This window comes from Actinoplanes oblitus, assembly GCF_030252345.1.
GTDB classification, from domain to species: Bacteria; Actinomycetota; Actinomycetes; order Mycobacteriales; family Micromonosporaceae; genus Actinoplanes; species Actinoplanes oblitus.
Genome location: NZ_CP126980.1, coordinates 7514998 through 7534489 on the forward strand (window position 1 = coordinate 7514998; position 19492 = coordinate 7534489).

The 19492-nt window shown below is 71.7% G+C and carries 18 protein-coding genes; 3 read left to right on the plus strand and 15 right to left on the minus strand.

From position 1 onward, the window contains the following. Positions 1 to 31: 31 nt before the first annotated feature. The 3 genes from Actob_RS33380 to Actob_RS33390 form a co-directional block, all read right to left on the minus strand. On the minus strand, positions 32 to 526 hold the full coding sequence (locus Actob_RS33380) for a sugar O-acetyltransferase (protein ID WP_284915865.1): 495 nt from the start codon (positions 524 to 526) through the stop codon (positions 32 to 34). Between the two features lie 109 nt (positions 527 to 635). Then, positions 636 to 3710, minus strand: coding sequence for an NACHT domain-containing protein (locus Actob_RS33385; RefSeq protein WP_284915866.1), 3075 nt, complete (start codon positions 3708 to 3710; stop codon positions 636 to 638). Positions 3711 to 3951: 241 nt separating this feature from the next. Next, a complete protein-coding gene (locus tag Actob_RS33390) occupies positions 3952 to 4332 on the minus strand; it encodes a hypothetical protein (protein ID WP_284915867.1) in 381 nt (126 codons plus the stop codon). Between the two features lie 256 nt (positions 4333 to 4588). On the opposite strand from Actob_RS33390, the gene Actob_RS33395 reads away from it, so the two are divergent. Further along, positions 4589 to 5794 carry a pectate lyase gene (locus tag Actob_RS33395; protein WP_284915868.1) on the plus strand — a complete coding sequence of 402 codons (1206 nt, stop codon included), beginning with the start codon at positions 4589 to 4591 and terminating at the stop codon, positions 5792 to 5794. Between the two features lie 109 nt (positions 5795 to 5903). Here the strand turns inward: Actob_RS33395 and Actob_RS33400 are convergent, their stop codons facing one another. Next, positions 5904 to 6518, minus strand: a complete 615-nt coding sequence (locus Actob_RS33400; protein WP_284915870.1) for a hypothetical protein — start codon at positions 6516 to 6518, stop codon at positions 5904 to 5906. Between the two features lie 277 nt (positions 6519 to 6795). After that, complete coding sequence (gene argH / locus Actob_RS33405; RefSeq protein WP_284915871.1) at positions 6796 to 8226, minus strand: argininosuccinate lyase; 1431 nt, start codon at positions 8224 to 8226, stop codon at positions 6796 to 6798. A gap of 80 nt (positions 8227 to 8306) precedes the next feature. Here argH and dapE point away from each other — a divergent pair, with 80 nt between their 5' ends. Beyond that, complete coding sequence (gene dapE, locus Actob_RS33410; RefSeq protein ID WP_284915872.1) at positions 8307 to 9365, plus strand: succinyl-diaminopimelate desuccinylase; 1059 nt, start codon at positions 8307 to 8309, stop codon at positions 9363 to 9365. 268 nt (positions 9366 to 9633) lie between these two features. Beyond that, positions 9634 to 10014, plus strand: coding sequence for a hypothetical protein (locus Actob_RS33415; RefSeq protein ID WP_284915873.1), 381 nt, complete (start codon positions 9634 to 9636; stop codon positions 10012 to 10014). A gap of 62 nt (positions 10015 to 10076) precedes the next feature. On the opposite strand, the gene Actob_RS33420 is transcribed toward Actob_RS33415, so the two are convergent. The 10 genes from Actob_RS33420 to argC all read right to left on the minus strand — a co-directional run bounded on the left by Actob_RS33420 (position 10077) and on the right by argC (position 19372). Then, positions 10077 to 11039, minus strand: a complete 963-nt coding sequence (locus Actob_RS33420; RefSeq protein WP_284915874.1) for a hypothetical protein — start codon at positions 11037 to 11039, stop codon at positions 10077 to 10079. Between the two features lie 106 nt (positions 11040 to 11145). Next, entirely contained in the window at positions 11146 to 11469 is a 324-nt protein-coding gene (locus tag Actob_RS33425) for a hypothetical protein (RefSeq protein ID WP_284915875.1), read from the minus strand. Positions 11470 to 11636: 167 nt separating this feature from the next. Next, on the minus strand, positions 11637 to 12875 hold the full coding sequence (gene argG, locus Actob_RS33430; protein WP_284915876.1) for an argininosuccinate synthase: 1239 nt from the start codon (positions 12873 to 12875) through the stop codon (positions 11637 to 11639). Beyond that, positions 12872 to 13765 carry a hypothetical protein gene (locus tag Actob_RS33435; RefSeq protein ID WP_284915877.1) on the minus strand — a complete coding sequence of 298 codons (894 nt, stop codon included), beginning with the start codon at positions 13763 to 13765 and terminating at the stop codon, positions 12872 to 12874. The genes argG and Actob_RS33435 overlap by 4 nt, the downstream gene beginning before the upstream one ends. Then, the gene (locus tag Actob_RS33440; protein ID WP_284915878.1) at positions 13762 to 14268 is read right to left on the minus strand and encodes an arginine repressor; all 507 of its coding nucleotides are present in this window, start codon (positions 14266 to 14268) and stop codon (positions 13762 to 13764) included. The genes Actob_RS33435 and Actob_RS33440 overlap by 4 nt, the downstream gene beginning before the upstream one ends. Next, on the minus strand, positions 14265 to 15197 hold the full coding sequence (gene argF / locus Actob_RS33445; protein ID WP_284915879.1) for an ornithine carbamoyltransferase: 933 nt from the start codon (positions 15195 to 15197) through the stop codon (positions 14265 to 14267). Before argF ends, Actob_RS33440 begins: the two co-directional genes overlap by 4 nt. Next, positions 15194 to 16345, minus strand: coding sequence for an acetylornithine transaminase (locus Actob_RS33450; RefSeq protein WP_284915880.1), 1152 nt, complete (start codon positions 16343 to 16345; stop codon positions 15194 to 15196). Before Actob_RS33450 ends, argF begins: the two co-directional genes overlap by 4 nt. Continuing rightward, positions 16342 to 17208, minus strand: coding sequence for an acetylglutamate kinase (gene argB / locus Actob_RS33455; RefSeq protein WP_284915881.1), 867 nt, complete (start codon positions 17206 to 17208; stop codon positions 16342 to 16344). Before argB ends, Actob_RS33450 begins: the two co-directional genes overlap by 4 nt. Beyond that, complete coding sequence (gene argJ / locus Actob_RS33460; protein WP_284915882.1) at positions 17205 to 18374, minus strand: bifunctional glutamate N-acetyltransferase/amino-acid acetyltransferase ArgJ; 1170 nt, start codon at positions 18372 to 18374, stop codon at positions 17205 to 17207. The genes argB and argJ overlap by 4 nt, the downstream gene beginning before the upstream one ends. Continuing rightward, positions 18371 to 19372, minus strand: coding sequence for an N-acetyl-gamma-glutamyl-phosphate reductase (gene argC / locus Actob_RS33465; protein WP_284915883.1), 1002 nt, complete (start codon positions 19370 to 19372; stop codon positions 18371 to 18373). Before argC ends, argJ begins: the two co-directional genes overlap by 4 nt. Between the last annotated feature and the right edge of the window lie 120 nt (positions 19373 to 19492).

Here is a 19492-nt window from a genome sequence, read left to right on the forward strand (position 1 = left end):
TCGGCTGGGGCGGTCACGACGACGACGCCGATCACCGAACCGGTCCAGTCCCCTCCCCGAGCCGCTTGCGCTCGACGATGCTCGTCGCGGTGACCACACTCATCGGCGGCACGTCCTTCGCGACGACAGCACCCGCCCCGACGACCGAGCCGCGCCCGATCGTCACCCCCGGAGTGATGGTGGCCGCCGCCCCGATCCACACGTCGTCCCCGATCACGATCGGCGCATGCGTGATGAAGTCGTACCGCTCGTCGACCTCCACCGGATGCCCGGCGGTGCTCAGCGTCACCCGCGGCCCGATCATCACCCGGTCCCCGATGGTGATACCGCCGTAGTCGAGGAAGAAGCACCCCTGATTGATGAACACCCGCTCGCCGAACGTCGCACCCAGCCCGTAGTCGCAGTGGAACGGCGGCAGGATCGACAGCGACTCGGGAACCGCGCCGCCGAAGATCTCGCCCAGCACCGCCCGCCGCGCGTCGAGATCGTCGAACGGCAGCGCGTTGAGCCGCGCGGACAGACTCATGGCCCGCTGCACACGCTGCGCGAAAAGCCGCGACTCGGGCGTCCGGGTAGGTAGCCGTTGCTCGTTACGCACGCCCCGATGGTGGCACGCCACGACATCATCGGATCCGCTAGGTGATCGTGCCGGTCTGCACCCGCTCCCGCAGTTCCATCACCCGTTCCCGGCTGGACCCGGCGAGCCAGCGCAGCTTGGTGCGCGAGGTGCCCGGCAGGCGCAACCAGTCCACGAACCGGTCGTCGCCGAACGGGGGCTCGTTCTCCCAGATCGTCGGCGGAACCCGCCACCGGACACCGGACGGCATGATCCGGGTCAGGTGGTCCAGCGCGTGGTCGAGGTTCACCAGCGTGGCACCCATCGGAACCAGAACCGCCGGGTCGCGCCGGGCCCGGTCGTCGAGATCCTCGAAGAGCCGTCGCAGGCCCCAGCCGGTCCGGATCTCGGTCAGCGCGCCGAGCAGGTCGGCATCGTCCACCTTCCGCGCCGGCCGGCCGCGCCACCGGGTCAGCCACCGCTGGTCATGCAGCCAGTCCCCGGCCAGGCCGTACGCGAACGCCACCGCCGCCAGCGACAGCAGCACCACGATGACCGCCACCCGGGCGGAGTGCTCGGCGGCTCCCGAGAGGCGCAGAACGCCCGCCTCCCTCTGATCGCCGACCACCGCCGCGACCACGAGCACCAGCGAGGCGATGCCGAACGCAGCCGCCCGGCTCCCGGACAGCTGAACGCTGTCGAGGCGCCGCCGCAGGAGCGCTCCGAGAGGCCGGCGCATCCGGAGCAGAGCGGTGTCGGCGGGCGTGCCGGCGATGTGCACCACCGCCGCCACGATCGGCCACAACGGGAGCAGGGCCAGGACGAGATGGCCGAGATGCCGCACGGCGCTCCGCGGAGCGAGGAAGAGCCAAGCCGCAACCGTGGTCGTGGCTTCGCCCACGGCGACACAGAACACGATCGAGGCCGTGAGAAGAAGCAGGTAGCCGACCAGCGGGGCAACTGTCGGTGGCATCGGCGAACCGTGGACCGCGCCGGCCCAGAGCAGGGCGACGACGAACAGGACGGCGAAGATCACGCCGAGGCCGGCAAACCCGGAGAGGAACCAACCGATCGCGTAGAGACCGAACACCGCGGCGGTGACCTCGCTGATCAGGCGAAGTCCGCCCAGCCAGGACGGCAGGCCGTCGGCCGCTCCCACGCTCCAGTTCCGCTCCAGGTCGAGGATCTGGTTGATCAGGAGGAAGTGCACCGTCTCGTCCGGGAACGGCGGCAGGTCGAGGCGCACCACCTGGTCGAGCGCTTTCCTGCGGAGCACCGTGATCGTCTCCCGGACCAGCGTCCTGCCGATCGCCCACTGGGCCAGCCAGTCCGGCACCAGGGCGAGCACGTCCAGGGCGAGTGATCGGTCGTACGCGGTGCCGGCCACGAAGGCCCCGATCACCAGCCGGCCGACCGTGTCCCCGAGCGATCCGGGCAGCTCGGCCTGCCGCGGCTGGCCGGCGGCGAGCATCCGGACCAGCGGGACGCTCGCCGGCGGCCATTCGAACCGGGCGACCCGGCGCGCGGTCATCCGTGCCGGGTCGCCGAACCGCACGATCTCCGGCAGCCCCGTCATCCCGGCCAGCGTCTCGGCGAGCATCCGCTCCGCCGCTGTCAGGATCGCGGCGCGCTGCCCGGCGGTGCCGTTGCGCAGCAGGAGCGGAACCACACCCTCCCAGCGGTGACCGGCCAGCATCTCGCCCGGCGCCAGCAGGCCCGGCTCGGCCAGCAGCAGGCCGGCCGCCAGCAGTTCCTGGATCGACCGGTGCGCGAAGGTGAACGCCTTGAGCGGACCGGCCCCGCCGGTGTCCGGAACCGTGCGGAGCAGGCGAGCCTGCTCCAAGGTCTGCACCGCCGCGTGCAGCTCGGGCCCGGACGCGAACTCCCGCTTCGCCATCTCGGCGTCGACTCGGGCCCAGTTCCAGCCGGTCGGCGCGTCCAGCAGGGTGAGGCAGAAGGCCAGTTGCTGAGCCACCCGGACGACGCCGGCCGCCACCGGTTCGCGGCCGCCGAGGATCCGCACGACGCGCGCGTGCACCGCCTGATGCGTGACCCCGAAGACGCCGCCGTCCAGGGCCGCGGAGTCAGTGTCCCTGATGTATCCGCAGATCAGGCGCAAGGTCAGCGGATTCTCCGCGAGCCGCCGCAGGCCGGGGTCCGCGGACAGGCGTTTGCTCAGTGTCCGCCGCGGCTGTCGCTGCGGGATCAGCGCCTTCATCAGTGACCGCTGGTTCTTCGGGCTGAGCGGGTTGATGGTGATCAGCCGGGACGAGGTGATCGCGCTCGGCTCGGCGAAGTCGCGGCTGGCGATCACGGCGTGCGAGTTCGGCAGGCTGTCCACGAGACGGCGGATCGCGGTCAGGTGCTCCTCGGCCGTGCGGGCCACGTCCGTCGAGTCCAGCAACGCCGGAATCTCGTCGAACGAGTCGAACAGGAAGAGCCAGCCGACCACCTCCCGGTGTTCCCGGAAGTACTGCAGCACCTTTCCGCGCAGGAACGAGTCGCCCCTGCCGAGCAGCCCGGCCAGGAACTCCCGGTACGAATTCGCCTCCACCGGACCCGCATCGGTGACGAAGAAGCGCAGGTCCACGTAGACCGGGATGACGCGCCCCTGAGCCGGACGCCGCCCCCGGGGCATCCCGCGCCGGGCGAGCCCGCGCAGCCCGTACGTCTTGCCGGCGCCGGCCGGTCCGCGGACCAGGGTGAGCTGGCCGGCGCCACGCCAGCGGGCCCGCAACAGCCGGGACAGCCGGATCCGGCGTTCCTTCCGGCCGATCCGGCTGGTCGCGTCCACGTCGACACCCGGCTCCGAGGCGTCGGTCCCGGCATCCTCGACCAGGTCTCCGGCCGCCTTGATCATCTGAAGGACGTCGTGGTCGACGATGGTCCGGGGGATCCGGCGCAGCCGGCGGACGCCGATCAGCAGGAGGGGAAGGGCGACGAGCGCGGCGGCACCCCGTTCCCACGGGTCCAGTCGGTGCCCGGGTATCGCGTTCAGTGCCGAGACGACGAGCACTCCACCCGCGCAGAGCACCGCGAGCCAGCTGACGACCCGGCGGAAGGACCGGGGCCACTCATTGGCGTGTCCGAGCGTGTCGAAGAGCAGCGAAGCGGTCGACACCGCCAGCGCGGCGACGTCCAGGGCATTCTCCATACGAGATCCTCCGGCTCGCGAATGCCCTCCACTTGAGGCCACCGCGGAAGTCCCGTCAACCCCGCTGCCCGCATCGGACACGGGGGCGCCTCGCCCGGCCGCTTCGGCCCGGCGTCCGGCCCGGCGTCCGGCCCGGCGTCCGGCCCGGCGTCCGGCCCGGCGTCCGGCCCGGCGTCCGGCTCGGCGGCGATGGCCCGGCCCGCCGGACCGCGGCCGGCCGGCACCCCGGCACGGGTGGCCGTCAGCGCCGCCGGAGCAGGACGGCCGCCACGACGACCGGGACCATGCAGACGGTCTGCAGGGCGGCGTACCAGAGCGGGCAGACGCCGGGGATCAGGTCGACGCCGACGACGGCGATCGGCAGGACGACGGTGAGCGTGCGGAGGCGGTCGAGGGCCTTGGCGTTGCCCCGGCCGGCGGCGGTGGCCATCCGATAGAGCAGGACGGCGACGATCGGGAGCAGGACGCCGCGGATCCACATGAACGTGTTGACCGGCTGACCGTGGGCCGCGACGGCGGCCAGGCCGGTGAGGGCGATGCCGCTCAGGACGGTGTAGGCCTTGAGGCTGGTCGCGGTCTTGTCGAGGCTGGTGGCGGCCGGGCGGTTCATCGTGATGTCCATGCCGGAAACGCTACGGAGCGTGCTCGGCGGCCGGTATCCGTCTGGCGGGAAGGTCGAGTGGGCCCAGACCCACCATCGGGCGCGGACTCATGCGCGCCTCGCGGAGCAGGGTCGGTGACCGAAAGTGACAACTCCTTGCATCGCCATCGACACATCTCTATCCTCCTCAGGAAAGCGCTTTCCTCCCTGCCCCACTGTTCCCCAGAAAGCGCATTCCCCCAGCAGGGCCCATCCCCAGTAGAAGCAGGTGAGACACATGAGACGACCAGTCGCCGTGCGCTGGCTGTCGGCGGGAGCCACAGCCGCCGTGACCGCCACGATCGCCCTCACCCTCCCGGCGTCCTCCGCCTTCGCCGCCGACAACCTCAGCCTCAGCGCCGGCGCCGACGGCTCCAGCAAGGCCAGCGGCACCAGTTACGGCAACGTCCGCGACGGCAACACCAGCACCTACTGGTCGCCGGCCGGCTCCACCGGCTACGTCTCGGTCAAGTGGGGCAGCGCCACCACGGTGTCCTCCGCGATCATCAGGCAAGCCTCCGGCGGCGGCACGATCAACGCGTGGCGCCTGCTCAACGCGGACACCGGTGCGGTGCTGACCAGCGGCAGCGGCAGCCCGAGCAGCATCTCCTTCGGCTCGACAGCGCTGAAGAAGCTCACCTTCGAGATCACCGGCGCGTCCAGCGCGCCGCGGATCGCCGAGTTCGAGACATACGCCTCGGGCGGCGGCACCACCCCGACCAGCAGCCCCACCGCCAGCCCGAGCCCGACCGGCGGCGGGACCGGCACGCCGACCGGCACGTGGCCCACCTCGACCGGCTCGGTGAGCGTCTCCGGCACGATCTCCGTCTCGGGCACCTTCGACGGCGGGATGAAGACCTACTGCTGCATCGGCGACGGCTCGCAGAACGAGTCCCAGGACCCGATGTTCGAGATCGCCAACGGCGGCACCCTGCAGAACGTCATCATCGGCTCGCCCGCCGGGGACGGCGTGCACTGCGCGGGCACCTGCACCATCAAGAACGTGTGGTGGAACGACATCGGCGAGGACGCCGCGACCTTCAAGGGCACCACCGGCGGAACCAGCTACGTCATCGGCGGCGGCGCGCGGTCCGGCAGCGACAAGACGTTCCAGCACAACGGCAACGGCACGGTCAGCATCTCCGGCTTCTACCTCAGCGGCGCCGGCAAGCTGTACCGGGCGTGCGGCAACTGCTCCAGCTCCTACCAGCGCAACGTCAAGATCGACAACGTGCTGCTGAACGACATCGACATGGTCGCCGGCATCAACACCAACTGGGGCGACACCGCCACCATCACCCGGGTCACCCTGACCAACAGCTCCAGCGCCGTGGTCTGCGGCCAGTACAAGGGCGTCGCCAAGGGCAGCGAGCCCAGCTACCTCGGCGAAGGCTGGAACAACGCCAACTGCAAGGTCACCAAGAGCGACATCACCTACAAGTAGCGGAGCCGGGTGCCTTCCAGGCACCGCCGGCACATGCCGACCGGCGCGCTCGCCCCTCGCGGGCGGGCGCGCCCCGGCCCACGTCGCACACCTTTTCGGTACGCGTTTCTCAGGTGCCGGCCGGCGGCTGCGGGTCGTCCCCGAGGACTCGCTGGACCACCTGGTAGACCTGCTCGACGGTGATCCCGTGCCGTTGCGCGATGCCGTGCACATCGTGACCGTCGGCGTATTCGGCGACGACGCCATCCTCGTTCACGAAGACGTGCGGCGGCACGTGCTCCGGTCCCGGATACCCCGGTGGACCGTAAGCGATCGGCGGAGGGTAGGGCTGCGGCACCGCAGGCGGCGCGTGATGACCCGGGGGCGCTTGACCCTGCGGCGGATAGTAGCCAGGCGGCGGATAGTAACCGGGCGGCGGCGGATATCCCGGAGGGCCGTAGTAACCGGGTGGCGCTTGAGGATCCGGTTGGGGGTAAGGACCCGGCGGCGCTTGATGACCCGGTTGGCCGTAAGGACCCGGCGGCACCGGCGGGGCGGGATAACCGGGCGGCGCGTGGTAGCCCGCCTGCGGCGGAGGATAGCCCACGGGCCCGACCTCCCGCTCGACCACCGCATAGACCTGCGCGACGGTGAGTCCATACCGCAGCGCGATGCTCTCCACGTCGTAGCCGTCACCGAACTCGGCGACGACGCGATCCACCCAGCTCGGCTCTGCCTCGGTCACCCACTCAAGCTATCGGCCCGGCCCAAATCCGGGGGTGTGCGGAGGTCGTCGACGAGCTGGGGGTACCGCGGCCACCCGCCACGCCCGTAGCTCGCCGGGCGGTCCGGGGCCAAGCGTGCCTCGCGTGGCTCGGCGGGACTCTGCCAGGGCGTACAAAATGGGGTTTCACCGGCGAAGGCGGCCCGGACGATGCCGGACCGCCTTGCCGGAAGCGGTCAAGAATGCGCCGCAGCGGTCAGCGGGGATGACCTTTCTCCACCGCCGATAGCGCCACCGGTCAGCGGGGGACGACCTTCTCCACCGCCCACTGGCGCCAGGTGTCCAGTTTGTGCTGGACGGTGGCCAGCTGCTCGCGGACCGGGCCCGGGCCCGTCGAGCCCGGCGTGGTGCGGGCCGCCAGGGCCGAGGAGACCGAGAGGACCTCGCGGACCGACGGGTCGAGGTGGCCGCTGACTGTCGTCAGGTCGTCGTCGGTCAGGTCCTCCAGCTCGCACTCGCGCGCCGAGCAGAGGGCCACCAGCTTCCCGGTGATCTCGTGCGCGTCGCGGAACGGCACGCCGCGCCGGACCAGCCAGTCCGCCACCTCGGTGGCCAGCGAGAAGCCGACCGGGGCGGCGGCCGCGAGGCGGTCCACGCGGACGGTCATCGTGGAGATCATCCCGGCCAGCGCGGGGAGCAGCAGCTCCAGCGTGTCGACGGCGTCGAAGGCCGGCTCCTTGTCCTCCTGCATGTCGCGGTCGTAGGTGAGCGGGAGGCCCTTGAGCATGGTGAGCACCGCGACCAGGCCGCCGACCAGCCGGCCGCTCTTGCCGCGGGCCAGCTCGGCGATGTCCGCGTTCTTCTTCTGCGGCATGATCGACGAGCCGGTGGCGAACGCGTCGTCCAGCTCCACCCAGCCGAACTCGGTGGAGGTCCAGAGCACCACCTCCTCGCCGAGGCGGGACAGGTGCACGCCGATCAGCGCGGTGACGAAGAGGAACTCGGCGACGAAGTCGCGGTCGGCGACGGCGTCCATCGAGTTCGGCGCGGGCGCGGCGAAGCCCAGCTCCTTGGCGACAGCGGCCGGGTCGAGCGGCAGCGACGAGCCGGCCAGGGCGCCGGAGCCGAGCGGGCTGATCGCGGTCCGGACGTCCCAGTCGCGCAGCCGCTCCAGGTCACGCAGCAGCGGCTGCACGTGGGCGAGCAGCCAGTGACCGAAACTGACCGGCTGGGCGTGCTGCACGTGGGTCATCCCGGGTGCCGGGGTGTCGACGTTGCGCGCGGCCTGCTCGGTCAGCGCGTCGGCCAGCTCGATCAGCGCGACGGCCACCCCGCGGGCGTGGTCGCGCAGGTAGAGCCGCAGGTCGGTGGCGACCTGGTCGTTGCGCGACCGGCCGGCGCGCAGCTTGCCGCCGAGCGCGCCGAGGCGCTCCAGCAGGCCGCGCTCCAGGGCGGTGTGCACGTCCTCGTCCTCGATGGTGGGGCGGAACTCGCCGGCGGCGCAGGCCGACTCGAGGTCGTCCAGCGCGGCCAGCATCCGGCCCAGCTCGTCGGCGTCGAGCAGCCCCGCGTTCGCCAGCACGCGGGCGTGCGCGCGGGAGGCGAGCAAGTCATAGGGCGCCAGCCGCCAGTCGAACTGGACGCTGACGCTCAACCGGGCCAGGGCCTCCGCCGGACCACCGGCGAATCGCGCACCCCAGAGCCGGGTCGGCTCGTCACTCTCCGGCACACCTACTCCTTGATCGTTAGAAACTTCCGCCTGACTTTAACGCGTGCATAATAATACCCCACCTCTGATAAAGTTGCATCATGGCTGATCTCGATCTCACCGGCGACGTCGTCGCCCTCACCCGCGTCATCTGCGACATCCCCTCGGTCAGCGGCGACGAGACGGAGCTCGCCGACGCCGTCGAGGCAGCACTGCGGAAATACCCGCACCTGGAGGTGCTGCGCGACGGTGACGCCGTGGTCGCCCGCACCAACCTGGGCCGCGCCACCCGGGTCGTGCTCGCCGGCCACCTCGACACCGTCCCGATCGCCGGCAACCTGCCGGTCGTCGAGGACGGCGACGTCCTGCGCGGCCGCGGCACCGTCGACATGAAGGCCGGAGTCGCCACCACGCTGCACCTGGCCGCGACGCTGACGAGCCCGCGCTACGACGTCACCTATGTCTACTACGACCACGAGGAGGTCGCCGCCAAGCTGAACGGGCTCGGCCGCCTGGTGCGCAACCACCCCGACTGGCTGGCCGGCGACTTCGCCATCCTCGGCGAGCCGAGCGACGGCACCGTCGAGGGCGGCTGCCAGGGGACCATGCGCGTGAAGATCACCGTGCCGGGTGTCGCCGCGCACGCCGCCCGCTCCTGGATCGGCAGCAACGCCATCCACAGCGCCGGCGGGGTCCTGGACGTGCTGCGGGCCTACCAGCCGCGGCGCCCGGTCGTCGAGGGACTGCAGTACCGCGAGGGCCTCAACGCGGTGAAGATCGAGGGCGGCATCGCCGGCAACGTCATCCCCGACCTGTGCACCGTCTTCGTCAACTACCGGTTCGCCCCGGACCGCTCGGTCGAGGAGGCCGAGGCCCACCTGCGCGAGGTCTTCGCCGGGTTCGACCTGGAGGTCACCGACAGCGCCCCCGGCGCGCGCCCCGGCCTGGACAAGCCGGCCGCCAAGGAGTTCGTCGACCTGGTCGGCCGCCAGCCGCAGGCCAAACTCGGCTGGACCGACGTGTCGCGCTTCGCCGCCCTCGGCATCCCGGCGGTCAACTACGGCCCCGGCGACCCGCTGCAGGCGCACACCGACGGCGAGCACGTCCCGATCCCGGAGATCCGCACCGCCCTGCACAACCTCACGACCTGGCTGAGCTGAGCCCGCGGCGAGCGGCCCGGCTCCTCCCGGGCCGCTCCCGTGGCCGGGATCCGGAAAGTGTCGTACCGGTGTCGCATGATCGCGGGGTGACGTGGACGCACCTGCTGCCGGAGACCGGCGAGATCGACCCACCGCCGCCGGGACGCCTCCGCTTCGCCACCTGGTGCGGTGAGCCGCCCCCGCCCGACCCGGCCGACGCCGGCTTCGAGGAGGCGGTCCTGCGGGCGGCGTCACCGGCCTGTTCCGCCACGCCACGGCGCTGGCCAAGGTGTCCCCGCCGCGGGCCTGGCTGCGATCGGCGGCACCGTTCGCCGGCGAGTGGCCGGTGCGAGCGGTGCTGGAGTGCTTCGCCGGCTTCGCCGGCCACGTCTGGTCCGGCAGCGACGAGTTGCTTCGCGGGCTCACCTGGATGCTGTCACTGGATCCCTCCCCGGAGGCCACCGAGCTGCTGGGCCGGGTCGCGGTCACGGCCGGCTCGTCCGGTGCGCGCAGCAGGGGCTACGTGTTCGCTCCGCTGACCGCCGCCGCTGCCGTCGAGATCCTGACGAGCCGGCCCGGCGACGTGCCGGGCCGGGCGCTGACCGAGCTGTCGCGGATCGTGGTTCACAAGGCGCTGCTGGCCCGGGTGCGCGCCGCTCTCGACCGGTGAGCTCGTGGCGCGCTGGTCCGCGGCAGGTGCACGGGATCCATGCGGCGGCCGGGCGCGTCGCCTCAGTCAGGCAGCGCGCCGGCGAGCACCCGTCTGGTCCGGCCGCCGAGGGCGTCGAGCTCGGCGGACGCGCCTCGCACCTCGGTGACCAGTTCGACGGCGGCCAGCAGGTGTTCGAGGGCGATCACGTGCTCGTCGAACGGCTCGTCGTCCGCGAACCGATCGAGCAGGATCGCGAAGTCGGCCAGCACCGCCTCGGCATACCCGGCCGCCCGGCCGGCATCCCCGACGCGCAGGCAGCAGCGGGCCGCTTCGATCATCGCTCGCCCGACGAAGGCGTGGCTCTGGCCCAGCAGCCGCGTGGTGATGCGCCCGGCCAGGTCGAGGGCGCGCTGTTCGAGTCCCGGGTCGGGCAGGGCCGCGAACTCGGCGGCGAGCTGACGGGCCGCCATGGCGAGCGCGACGCCGTCGACCCACTGCTGGGAGCCCTCCGGAGCGCACGGCCGCTGCCCCAGCCCCGCGATGCACGCCTCGGCGGCGACCGAGACCGACGTCGCCGCCTGGACCAGCAGGCGCGAGCGGGCCGGGCCCCGCACGTCCGACGCGACGGCCAGGCGGGCGACCTCGAGGGCCACCGCGATGTCCTCGGTGCCCCGGGTCGGCTCGCCCGGCCGCGCCCTCGCCAGCAGGGCCGCCGCGGCGGCCCTGTCTCCGGGTGCCGGCCCGGCCGCTTCCGCGGCGACGGGCAGTCCGAGCTCCAGCCGGTAGGACGTCCACGCCAGCGGATCCTTGACCCGGTCCGGCTCGTTCTCGGGACGCCCGGACGAGGCGCGGACGACGCCACCCATGACCCGGTCCATCGCGAGCCGCGCGTCGTCGAACGGCAACGCGAACCGCTCGGTCAGCACGGTCAGGACCTCGCGACGGCTCGTCCCCCCGGCCTCGGCCGCCCGCAGGAACACCACGAGATCGCGCACCGTGGTTCCGCGCGCGAGGCGTACGGACAGATCGTCGGTCCACTCCACGGCTAGAGGATGCCGCTCCCGGCCGTGGTCGACAAGCGGGCCGGGAAAAGGGCGCGCTCACCGTGACCGGTGAGCGCGCCGGAGTGCCGTACCGAAAAGGTCCTGACTACTTGCAGGCCTCGGTCAGCTTGACGGTCGCGTTGGTGAACGCGGTGACGTCCGGCATCTGGGTGCTCCCCGCGCTGATCGTCGTGGCGAACCCGTCCATCAGGGTGGCCACCGACTCGGCGGTGCTCCGCACGTCGCCGTCGGCCTTCTTGGCCTCTTCGCGGACCTTGGCCGCGCTGTCGGAGTACGTCTTGGCGAGCCCCCGCGGGTCGTCGATCTGCTGCATGCCCTTGCTGGTGACGCCGGTCAGCTCGGCCTTGATCGCGTCGCAGGCGGCCTTGGTGTCGCCGTCCGCCCCGCACCCCGCCATGGCCGTGACCATGACCAGCACAGCAGTTCCGAACGCGATCGTGATCGCACGCAAGAGGTTCCCCCGATGATCGTGGTGAATGGCGAGCTGGCACCGTAGCAACGGCGCACCACCACCCACCCGGGAGGCCGTCCCCGCACGAGGAAGATCACAGCGCGGGGCGACCCGGGAACCCTGTCCTACTCGGCCGGGGTGGCGGCCAGGCGGGCGATGCTGCCCGGCATGGCGTACATGTGGGCGAAGGCACGGGCCTGCTCGCCGGTCCAGGCCGAGGAGCCGTGGCCGTAGACGATGCCCGCGCGGGTGGCGGCGTCCAGCAGGCTGTACGGGCTCGACGAACCCAGCAGGACGATGTTGCCCTTGTGCAGCTTGACGCGGACGGTGCCGGTCACCCGGGTCTGGCTGGAGTCCAGGAAGGCGCGGAAGTCGTCCATGATCGGGTCGAAGTAGACGGCCTCGTGGAGCAGGTCGCCGTACGTGTTGCCGAGCTGCGCCTTGGTGGCCTGCTGGCGGTTGGAGAGGACGAGTTTCTCCAGCTCGCGGTGCGCGGCGATGAGGATCAGCATGCCGGGCGCCTCGAAGCCGACGCGGGCCAGGTTGCCGACCATCGTGGAACCCATGTGGATGCCCCGGCCGACGCCGTGCTCGCCACCGAGGACGTTGAGCGCGGAGAGGATCGCGTAGTTCGGCGCGTCCGCCTCGACCAGCGGGGCGCCGTCGGCGAACGAGGCCCCGGTCACGATCCCCTTGTCGAAGGTGAGGTGCAGCTCGACGCCGTCGGCCGGGGCGTCGGCGATCGACCTGGTGTAGGTCCAGGCGTCCTCCGGGAGGTACTCCCAGCTCCCGTAGGTCTCCTCGCCGCCGATCGAGGTGCCGATCAGACCCTCGTTGATCGAGTACTTCTTCACCTTCTCGCTGACCGCGAAGCCGCGGCTGCGCAGGAACTCGGCCTCCTCCTCGCGGACCAGGCGCTCGTCCCGGACCGGGGTGATGATCTCCAGGTGCGGGGCGAGGGCGCGGATCACCGCGTCGTACCGGACGTGGTCGGCGCCGGCGCCGGTGGAACCGTGCGCGATGCCCGTCGCGCCGACCTTGAGGGCGACCTCGACGACCTTCTCCGCCTGGATCAGCCGCTCCGCGCCGACGCACGACGGGTAGGCGCCGTTGCGCAGGTAGTTCGCCTTGATCGCGTAGGTGACCACCCGGTCGTAGAGCTCGGCGCGGGCGTCGACCACGTGGTGCTCGACGGCGCCCAGCTCCTCGGCGCGGGCCTTGACGGCCTCGGCCTCACCGCTGTGCAGCCCACCGGTGTCGATGTTCGCGGTCACCACGTCCCAGCCCTTCTCGCGGAAGTCCACGAGGGCGTACGAGGTGTCCAGCCCACCGGAGAAGGCGAGAACGATCTTGCGCTTGGTCATCGGGACAGTTCCTTCTCGAGAATCGGTACGTACGTCTTACCGTCCTGGACGACGTGGCCGGGCGGCAGGACGTAGAACTCGCTGCTGCCCGCCTCGATCGCCTTCTGCATCGCGCTCTGGCGCGCGTAGTCGAACGGGTCGAGCAGGAACGAGTGCGCGGGCAGCTCCGAGCCGGCCGGCAGGGTCAGGTCGGACTGGTAGACGAACGAGCCCGGCGAGGTGTGGAACGGCACCGTGGCGACCAGCACCTTCAGCGCGCCGAACTCGGTGTGCACCTTGAGGGCGCTGTTGTCGTACTGGGTGACGCCGTCCAGCTTCTGCGCGCGGTACGCGGAGAGCGCGAGTGCCTTGGCCGCCTTGCCCAGCCCGACGGCCGGCATCAGCGACCAGAGCGACCAGCCCACCCAGCGGCCGGGCTCGGCCGAGGGCGCGGCGCAGTACCCGCCGACCGGCACCGGGCCGGTGTACCCGCTGGCCCGCATGTCCTCCTGCACCTTGCGCAGCAGCTGCTTGACGTCGGTGTCGAAGCGGAACGTGCTCCGCTCGACCATCGCCGCGAACTCGTCCTGCGGCAGGCTGGCGATCAGGGCGGCGGCCGGCATCAGGATCAGGTCGACCATCACCCACTGCGGCATCGGGATGCCCCGGTCACCGAAGGCGATGCCGTTGATCACGTTGAACAGGTTCAGGAAGTCACGCACCGACCAGGCCCGCTCGGACGTGTCGGTGAAGTCGAGCCAGTTCAGCTTGTAGCCGTACGGCAGCTCGTTGAGCTGCGGCCGGACCGTCTCGTTGGAGGCGAGGAAGAACTCCACCCCGAGCCCGGCCAGCTTGCCGGTGTGGTCGGCGAAGTCGGGGAACCGGGTCTCCACCGCGGACGAGAAGATCATTGGTGCTCCTCACGAGAGTCAACGTCCGACCGGCTCCAGTTGCCGAGTTTCTCGGCGAGGGCGGCGCCCGACGTGGGGCCGTTGTCCCGCGCCACGACGAGGATGGTGTCGTCGCCGGCGATGGTGCCGACCACGTCCGAGAGCCCGGACCGGTCCAGCGCGCTGGCCAGGAACTGGGCGGCACCCGGCGGGGTGCGCAGCACGGCGATGTTGCCGCTCGCGTCGACGCCGGTGAGCAGCTCCCTGAGCAGCCGGATCAGCCGGGCCGGCCCCTGCCCGGTGGTCTCGCGCAGCGGCCGCTTGCCATCCTCCGGGATCAGGTAGGCGCCGCTGACCTTCACCGCGTTCAGCTCCTCCAGGTCACGGGAGAGCGTGGCCTGGGTGACCTGCACGCCCTCGGCGGCGAGCAGGTCGGCCAGTTCGGTCTGCGAGCGCACGGTCCGGCTCCGGATCAGCTCGACGATCCGGGCGTGCCGCCCCGCCCTGGTGATCGGCCCGCTCATCCCTCGTTGACCGCCAACAGCCAGGTGAGCAGCGCCTTCTGCGCGTGCAACCGGTTCTCGGCCTCGTCGAAGACCACGCTCCGCGGGCCGTCCATCACCTCGTCGGTGATCTCCTCGCCCCGGTGCGCGGGCAGGCAGTGCAGCACTATCGCCTCGGGCGCGGCCTTGGCCAGCAGCGCGCTGTTGATCTGGTACGGCCGGAACGGGGTGAGCCGGTCCTTCCCGTCGTCCTCCTGACCCATCGAGGTCCAGGTGTCGGTGGCCACCACGTGCGCGCCGTCGACCGCCTCGTTCGGGTCGCGCAGCACCTCGACCGAGCCGCCGGTCCACGCCGCGATCTCCGCGGCGCGGCCGACCACCGCCGGGGCCGGATCGAACCCGGACGGCCCGGCCACCCGCACGTGCATCCCGGCGGTGGCGCCGGCCAGCAGGTAGGAGTGGGCCATGTTGTTGGCGGCGTCACCGACGTACGCCAGGGTCCGCCCCTGGGTGGCGCCCAGCTTCTCCCGGATGGTGAGCAGGTCGGCCAGCAGCTGACAGGGGTGGTACCCGTCGGAGAGCGCGTTGATCACCGGGACGTCGACGCCGGAGGCCAGCTCGGCGAGGCGCTCGTCACCGTGCGTGCGGTAGACCATCGCCGCGACGTAGCGGGACACCACCCGGCCGGCGTCGGACAGGCTCTCGCCGCGGCCGAAGTGGGTGTTCTGGGTGTCCACGATGATCGGCTGGCCGCCCAGCTCGGCGATGCCGGCCTCGAACGAGAGCCGGGTGCGCAGGCTGGCCTTGTCGAAGAAGACGGCCACCGAGCGGGGGCCGGCCAGCGGGGTGTGGCCGAATCGGTTCGCCTTCATCGCGGCGGCCAGGTCGAGGACCTCGGCCTGCTCCTGCGGGGTCAGGTCGTCGTCGCGGAGGAAGTGGCGCGGGGTCACCGGATACCGTCCAGGGCAGCGATCAGGGCATCCGCCTGATCGGAGGAGATGATCAGGGGCGGGGCGAGCCGGATCACGTCCGGTTTGGCCGGGTTCACCAGGAAGCCCGCCTCGCGCAGCCGCGCCGCGACGTCGGCGGAGACCGGCTGGTTGAGGACGATGCCGAGGAGCAGGCCCGCGCCGCGGACATGCTTGACGTACGGGTGGTTCAGTCCCTCGATCCCCCGCCGCAGCCGCTCACCCACCCGCTTGACGTGATCGAGCAGCCCCTCGCCGGCGATCGTCCGGACCACGGCGAGTCCCGCCGCGCAGGCGATCGGGTTGCCGCCGAACGTGGTGCCGTGCGAGCCCGGGGTGAGCAGGTCGGCCGCCGCCCCGAACGCGATGCAGGCGCCCAGCGGCAGGCCGCCGCCGAGCCCCTTGGCCAGGGTGATCAGGTCCGGCTCGACGCCCTCGGCCTGGTGGTGGAACCAGTGCCCGGTCCGCCCGATGCCGGTCTGCACCTCGTCCAGTGCCAGCAGCGCACCCGACTTCTCGGTGATCTCCCGGGCGGCCGTCAGGTATCCGGGAGGCGGCACGACAACGCCGTTCTCCCCCTGGATCGGCTCCAGGATCACCATCGCGGTCTCGGTGGTCACGGCCGCCCGCAGCGCCGCCACATCCCCGAACGGGACATGGGTGACCTCGCCCGGCAGCGGCCGGAACGGATCCCGCTTGGCCGGCTGGCCGGTCAGGGCCAGGGCGCCCATGGTGCGTCCGTGGAACGCGCCCTCGGTGGCGACGATGTGGGTCCGGCCGGTCCGCCGGGAGATCTTGAAGGCGGCCTCGTTGGCCTCGGCGCCCGAGTTGCAGAACAGCACCCGCCCGGTCCGGCCGGCCAGGGCCAGCAGCAGCTCGGCGAGGGCCACCGGGGGCTCGGCGATGTACAGGTTGGAGACATGGCCGATCTGCCGCATCTGCTGCGTCACCGCGGCGATCACGCCCGGGTGGGCGTGGCCCAGCGCGTTGACGGCGATGCCGCCGAGGAAGTCGACGTACTCCTTGCCGTCCTCGCCGGTGAGCACCGCGCCCTCGCCCTTGACCAGGGCCAGCGACGGGGTGCCGTAGTTGTTCATCATCGACGCCTGCCAGCGCTCGGCCAGGCTCATGAGGGGACCACCATGGTTCCGAATCCTTCTTCCGTGAAGACTTCGAGCAACGTCGAGTGGGCGACCCGGCCGTCGACGACGTGCGCCGAGGGGACCCCGCCGCGCACCGCGCGCAGGCAGGCCTCCATCTTGGGCACCATCCCGGACTCCAGGCCGGGCAGCAGTTTCTCCAGCGCGTCCGCGTCGATCTCGCTGGTCAGCGACGACGTGTCCGGCCAGTTGGGATAGAGGCCGGGCACGTCGGTGAGCACCACCAGCTTGCGGGCGCCGAGCGCGACGGCGAGCGCGGAGGCGGCGGTGTCGGCGTTCACGTTGTGCAGCAGACCACCGGCGTCCGGGGCGACGGTGGCGATCACCGGGATCCGGCCGGCCGCGATCAGGTCGTCGACCGCCGAGGTGTTCACCTGATCGACGTCGCCGACCTGGCCGATGTCGACCTCCTCGCCGTCGACCAGCGCGCCCCGGCGGACCGCCGTGAACAGCCCGGCGTCCTCACCGGAGAGACCCACCGCGTACGGGCCGTGCTGGTTGATCAGCCCGACCAGCTCCCGGCCCACCTGGCCGGTCAGCACCATCCGGACGATCTCCATGGTCTCCGGCGTGGTGACCCGCAGGCCGCCGCGGAACTCGGACTCGATGCCGACCCGCTTGAGCATCCGGTTGATCTGCGGTCCGCCACCGTGCACCACGACCGGCTTGATCCCGACATGCCGCAGGAAGACCATGTCGGCGGCGAAGGCTTTCTGCAGCGCCGGGTCGATCATGGCGTTGCCGCCGTACTTCACGACGATCGTGGCGCCGTGGAAACGCTCCAGCCACGGGAGCGCCTCGATCAGGATCTCGGCCTTCTCCAGCGGGTTCATGAGCTGTAGGCCGAGTTCTCGTGCACGTAGGCGTGCGACAGGTCGGTGGTCCAGATCGTCGCGTTCATCTCGCCCTCGTGCAGGTTGATCGTCACCCGCACGTCGCGTTTCGACAGGTCGACCTTCGCCCGGTCCTCGGCGGCGGCACCGTTCCTGCACACCCAGACGCCGTTGATCGCGACGTCGACGCGGTCCGGCTCGAAGGCCGCGCTGGTGGTGCCGACCGCGGCCAGGATCCGGCCCCAGTTCGGGTCGTTGCCGAAGAAGGCGGTCTTGACCAGGTTGTTGCCGGCCACGGTCCGCCCCACCTGTACGGCGTCGGCCTCACTGGCCGCGCCGGCCACCTCGATCGCGATGTGCTTGGTGGCGCCCTCGGCGTCCCCGATCAGCTGCTGGGCCAGGTCGTGGCAGACCTCGGTGACCGCGGCGGTCAGCTCGGCCAGCGACGGCTGCCGGTCCGAGGCACCGCTGGCCAGCAGCAGCACCGTGTCGTTCGTCGACATGCAGCCGTCCGCGTCGATCCGGTCGAAGGTGACCCGGGTGGCCGCGCGCAGCGCCGCGTCCAGCGTCTCGTTGTCCGCCGACGCGTCGGTGGTGATCACCACGAGCATGGTGGCCAGGGCCGGGGCGAGCATGCCGGCGCCCTTGGCGATGCCGCCGACCGACCAGCCGTCGCGCCGCGCCACAGCGTTCTTGGCCACCGTGTCGGTGGTCATGATCGCCTCGGCGGCGCGCGGACCGCCGTCGGCGGCGAGCGCCTTGACCGCCGCGTTCACGCCCGGCAGCAGCTTGTCCATCGGGAGCAGCTCGCCGATCAGGCCGGTGGAGCAGACCGCGATGTCACCGGGGCCGATCATCAGTTTCTTGGTGGTGCGCAGCACCGAGGCGGTGTGCTCGGCGGTGGTGTGCGTGTCGCGGAAGCCCTGCGAACCGGTGCACGCGTTGGCGCCGCCCGAGTTGAGCACCACGGCGCGGATCACGCCGCCCTTGAGCACCTGCTGGCTCCAGAGCACCGGCGCGGCCTTGACCCGGTTGCCGGTGAAGACGCCGGCCGCGGTGTAGTCCGGGCCCTCGTTGACGACCAGCGCGACGTCGGGGTTTCCGCTGGCCTTGAGCCCGGCGGCGACGCCCGCGGCCTTGAAGCCCTTGGGATGGGTAACGGTCACGGTGCCACTCCGAAGACGCTGAGGCCGGCCGTCTCCGGCAGGCCGAACATGAGGTTGGCGTTCTGTACCGCCTGGCCGGCGGCGCCCTTGCCGAGGTTGTCGAGCGCGCTGACCACGATGATCCGGCCGGAGTCGACGTCGACGGTGGCCTGCAGGTGGCACGAGTTGGAACCGGCGGTGGCCGCCGTGTGCGGCCAGGCGCCCTCCGGCAGGACGTGCACGAACGGCTCGTCGGCGTAGGCGGCCTGCAGCGCCTCGCGGGGGTCGCCGCCGTTCAGCCGCCTGGTGGTGATCGTGGCCAGGATGCCGCGCGGCATCGGCGCCAGGATCGGGGTCATCGAGAGCGAGGCGGCGCCGGTGGCCTGCTTGATCTCGGCGACGTGCTGGTGGGCACCGACCTTGTAGGGCGAGAGGTCACCCATCACCTCGCTGGCCAGCAGGTGCGCCTTGGCGTTGCGGCCGGCGCCGGAGGTGCCGGAGCTGGCGACCACCACCACGTCCTCCGGGTCGGCGACGCCGGCGGCGATCAGCGGGGCCAGGGCCAGGATGATGGTGGCCGCATAACAACCCGTGTTCGCCACCCGGTCGGCGGCCTTGATCGCGGCCCGGGCGCCGGGCAGCTCGGGCAACCCGTAGGTCCAGGTGCCGGCGTGGCCGCCGCCGTAGTAACGGGTCCACTGCTCGGCGCTCTCCAGGCGGAAGTCGGCACCCAGGTCGACGACCCGGGTGCCCTCGCTCAGCTGTGCCGCGACGGCTGCCGACTGGCCGTGCGGCAGGGCGAGAAAGACCAGGTCGGCGTCGCCGAGCGTGGCCGCGTCGGTGGTGCCGAGCGTCAGGTCGAGACCGGCCAGCTGCGGGTGCACGGACGTCACGTGCTGCCCGGCCTGGCTGTGCGCGGTCGCCGCGATCAGGTCGAACTCGGGGTGCCCGGCCAGCAGGCGCAGCAACTCCCCGCCGGCATAACCACTTGCCCCGGCCACCGCGACCCGGATTCCCATACCCACCTCCGCATGACTATGCAAAGAACCGTATCAACTCACATTCCTTGCGGCAACCACGCCGTGCCCGGAGTCACCTTCGCGCGCCACCCGACTCACCACCCGATAAATCAGTATTTA

Coding starts and splice junctions, on each gene's coding strand:
- Actob_RS33440 (WP_284915878.1), bottom strand. CDS start 14,268: ATGAGCGGGCCGATCACCAGGGCGGGGCGGCACGCCCGGATCGTCGAG.
- Actob_RS33450 (WP_284915880.1), bottom strand. CDS start 16,345: ATGAGCCTGGCCGAGCGCTGGCAGGCGTCGATGATGAACAACTACGGC.
- Actob_RS33385 (WP_284915866.1), bottom strand. CDS start 3,710: ATGGAGAATGCCCTGGACGTCGCCGCGCTGGCGGTGTCGACCGCTTCG.
- Actob_RS33435 (WP_284915877.1), bottom strand. CDS start 13,765: ATGATCTTCTCGTCCGCGGTGGAGACCCGGTTCCCCGACTTCGCCGAC.
- Actob_RS33390 (WP_284915867.1), bottom strand. CDS start 4,332: ATGGACATCACGATGAACCGCCCGGCCGCCACCAGCCTCGACAAGACC.
- argC (WP_284915883.1), bottom strand. CDS start 19,372: ATGGGAATCCGGGTCGCGGTGGCCGGGGCAAGTGGTTATGCCGGCGGG.
- Actob_RS33380 (WP_284915865.1), bottom strand. CDS start 526: ATGAGTCTGTCCGCGCGGCTCAACGCGCTGCCGTTCGACGATCTCGAC.
- argB (WP_284915881.1), bottom strand. CDS start 17,208: ATGAACCCGCTGGAGAAGGCCGAGATCCTGATCGAGGCGCTCCCGTGG.
- Actob_RS33425 (WP_284915875.1), bottom strand. CDS start 11,469: ATGGTCACGGCCATGGCGGGGTGCGGGGCGGACGGCGACACCAAGGCC.
- argG (WP_284915876.1), bottom strand. CDS start 12,875: ATGACCAAGCGCAAGATCGTTCTCGCCTTCTCCGGTGGGCTGGACACC.
- Actob_RS33395 (WP_284915868.1), top strand. CDS start 4,589: ATGAGACGACCAGTCGCCGTGCGCTGGCTGTCGGCGGGAGCCACAGCC.
- dapE (WP_284915872.1), top strand. CDS start 8,307: ATGGCTGATCTCGATCTCACCGGCGACGTCGTCGCCCTCACCCGCGTC.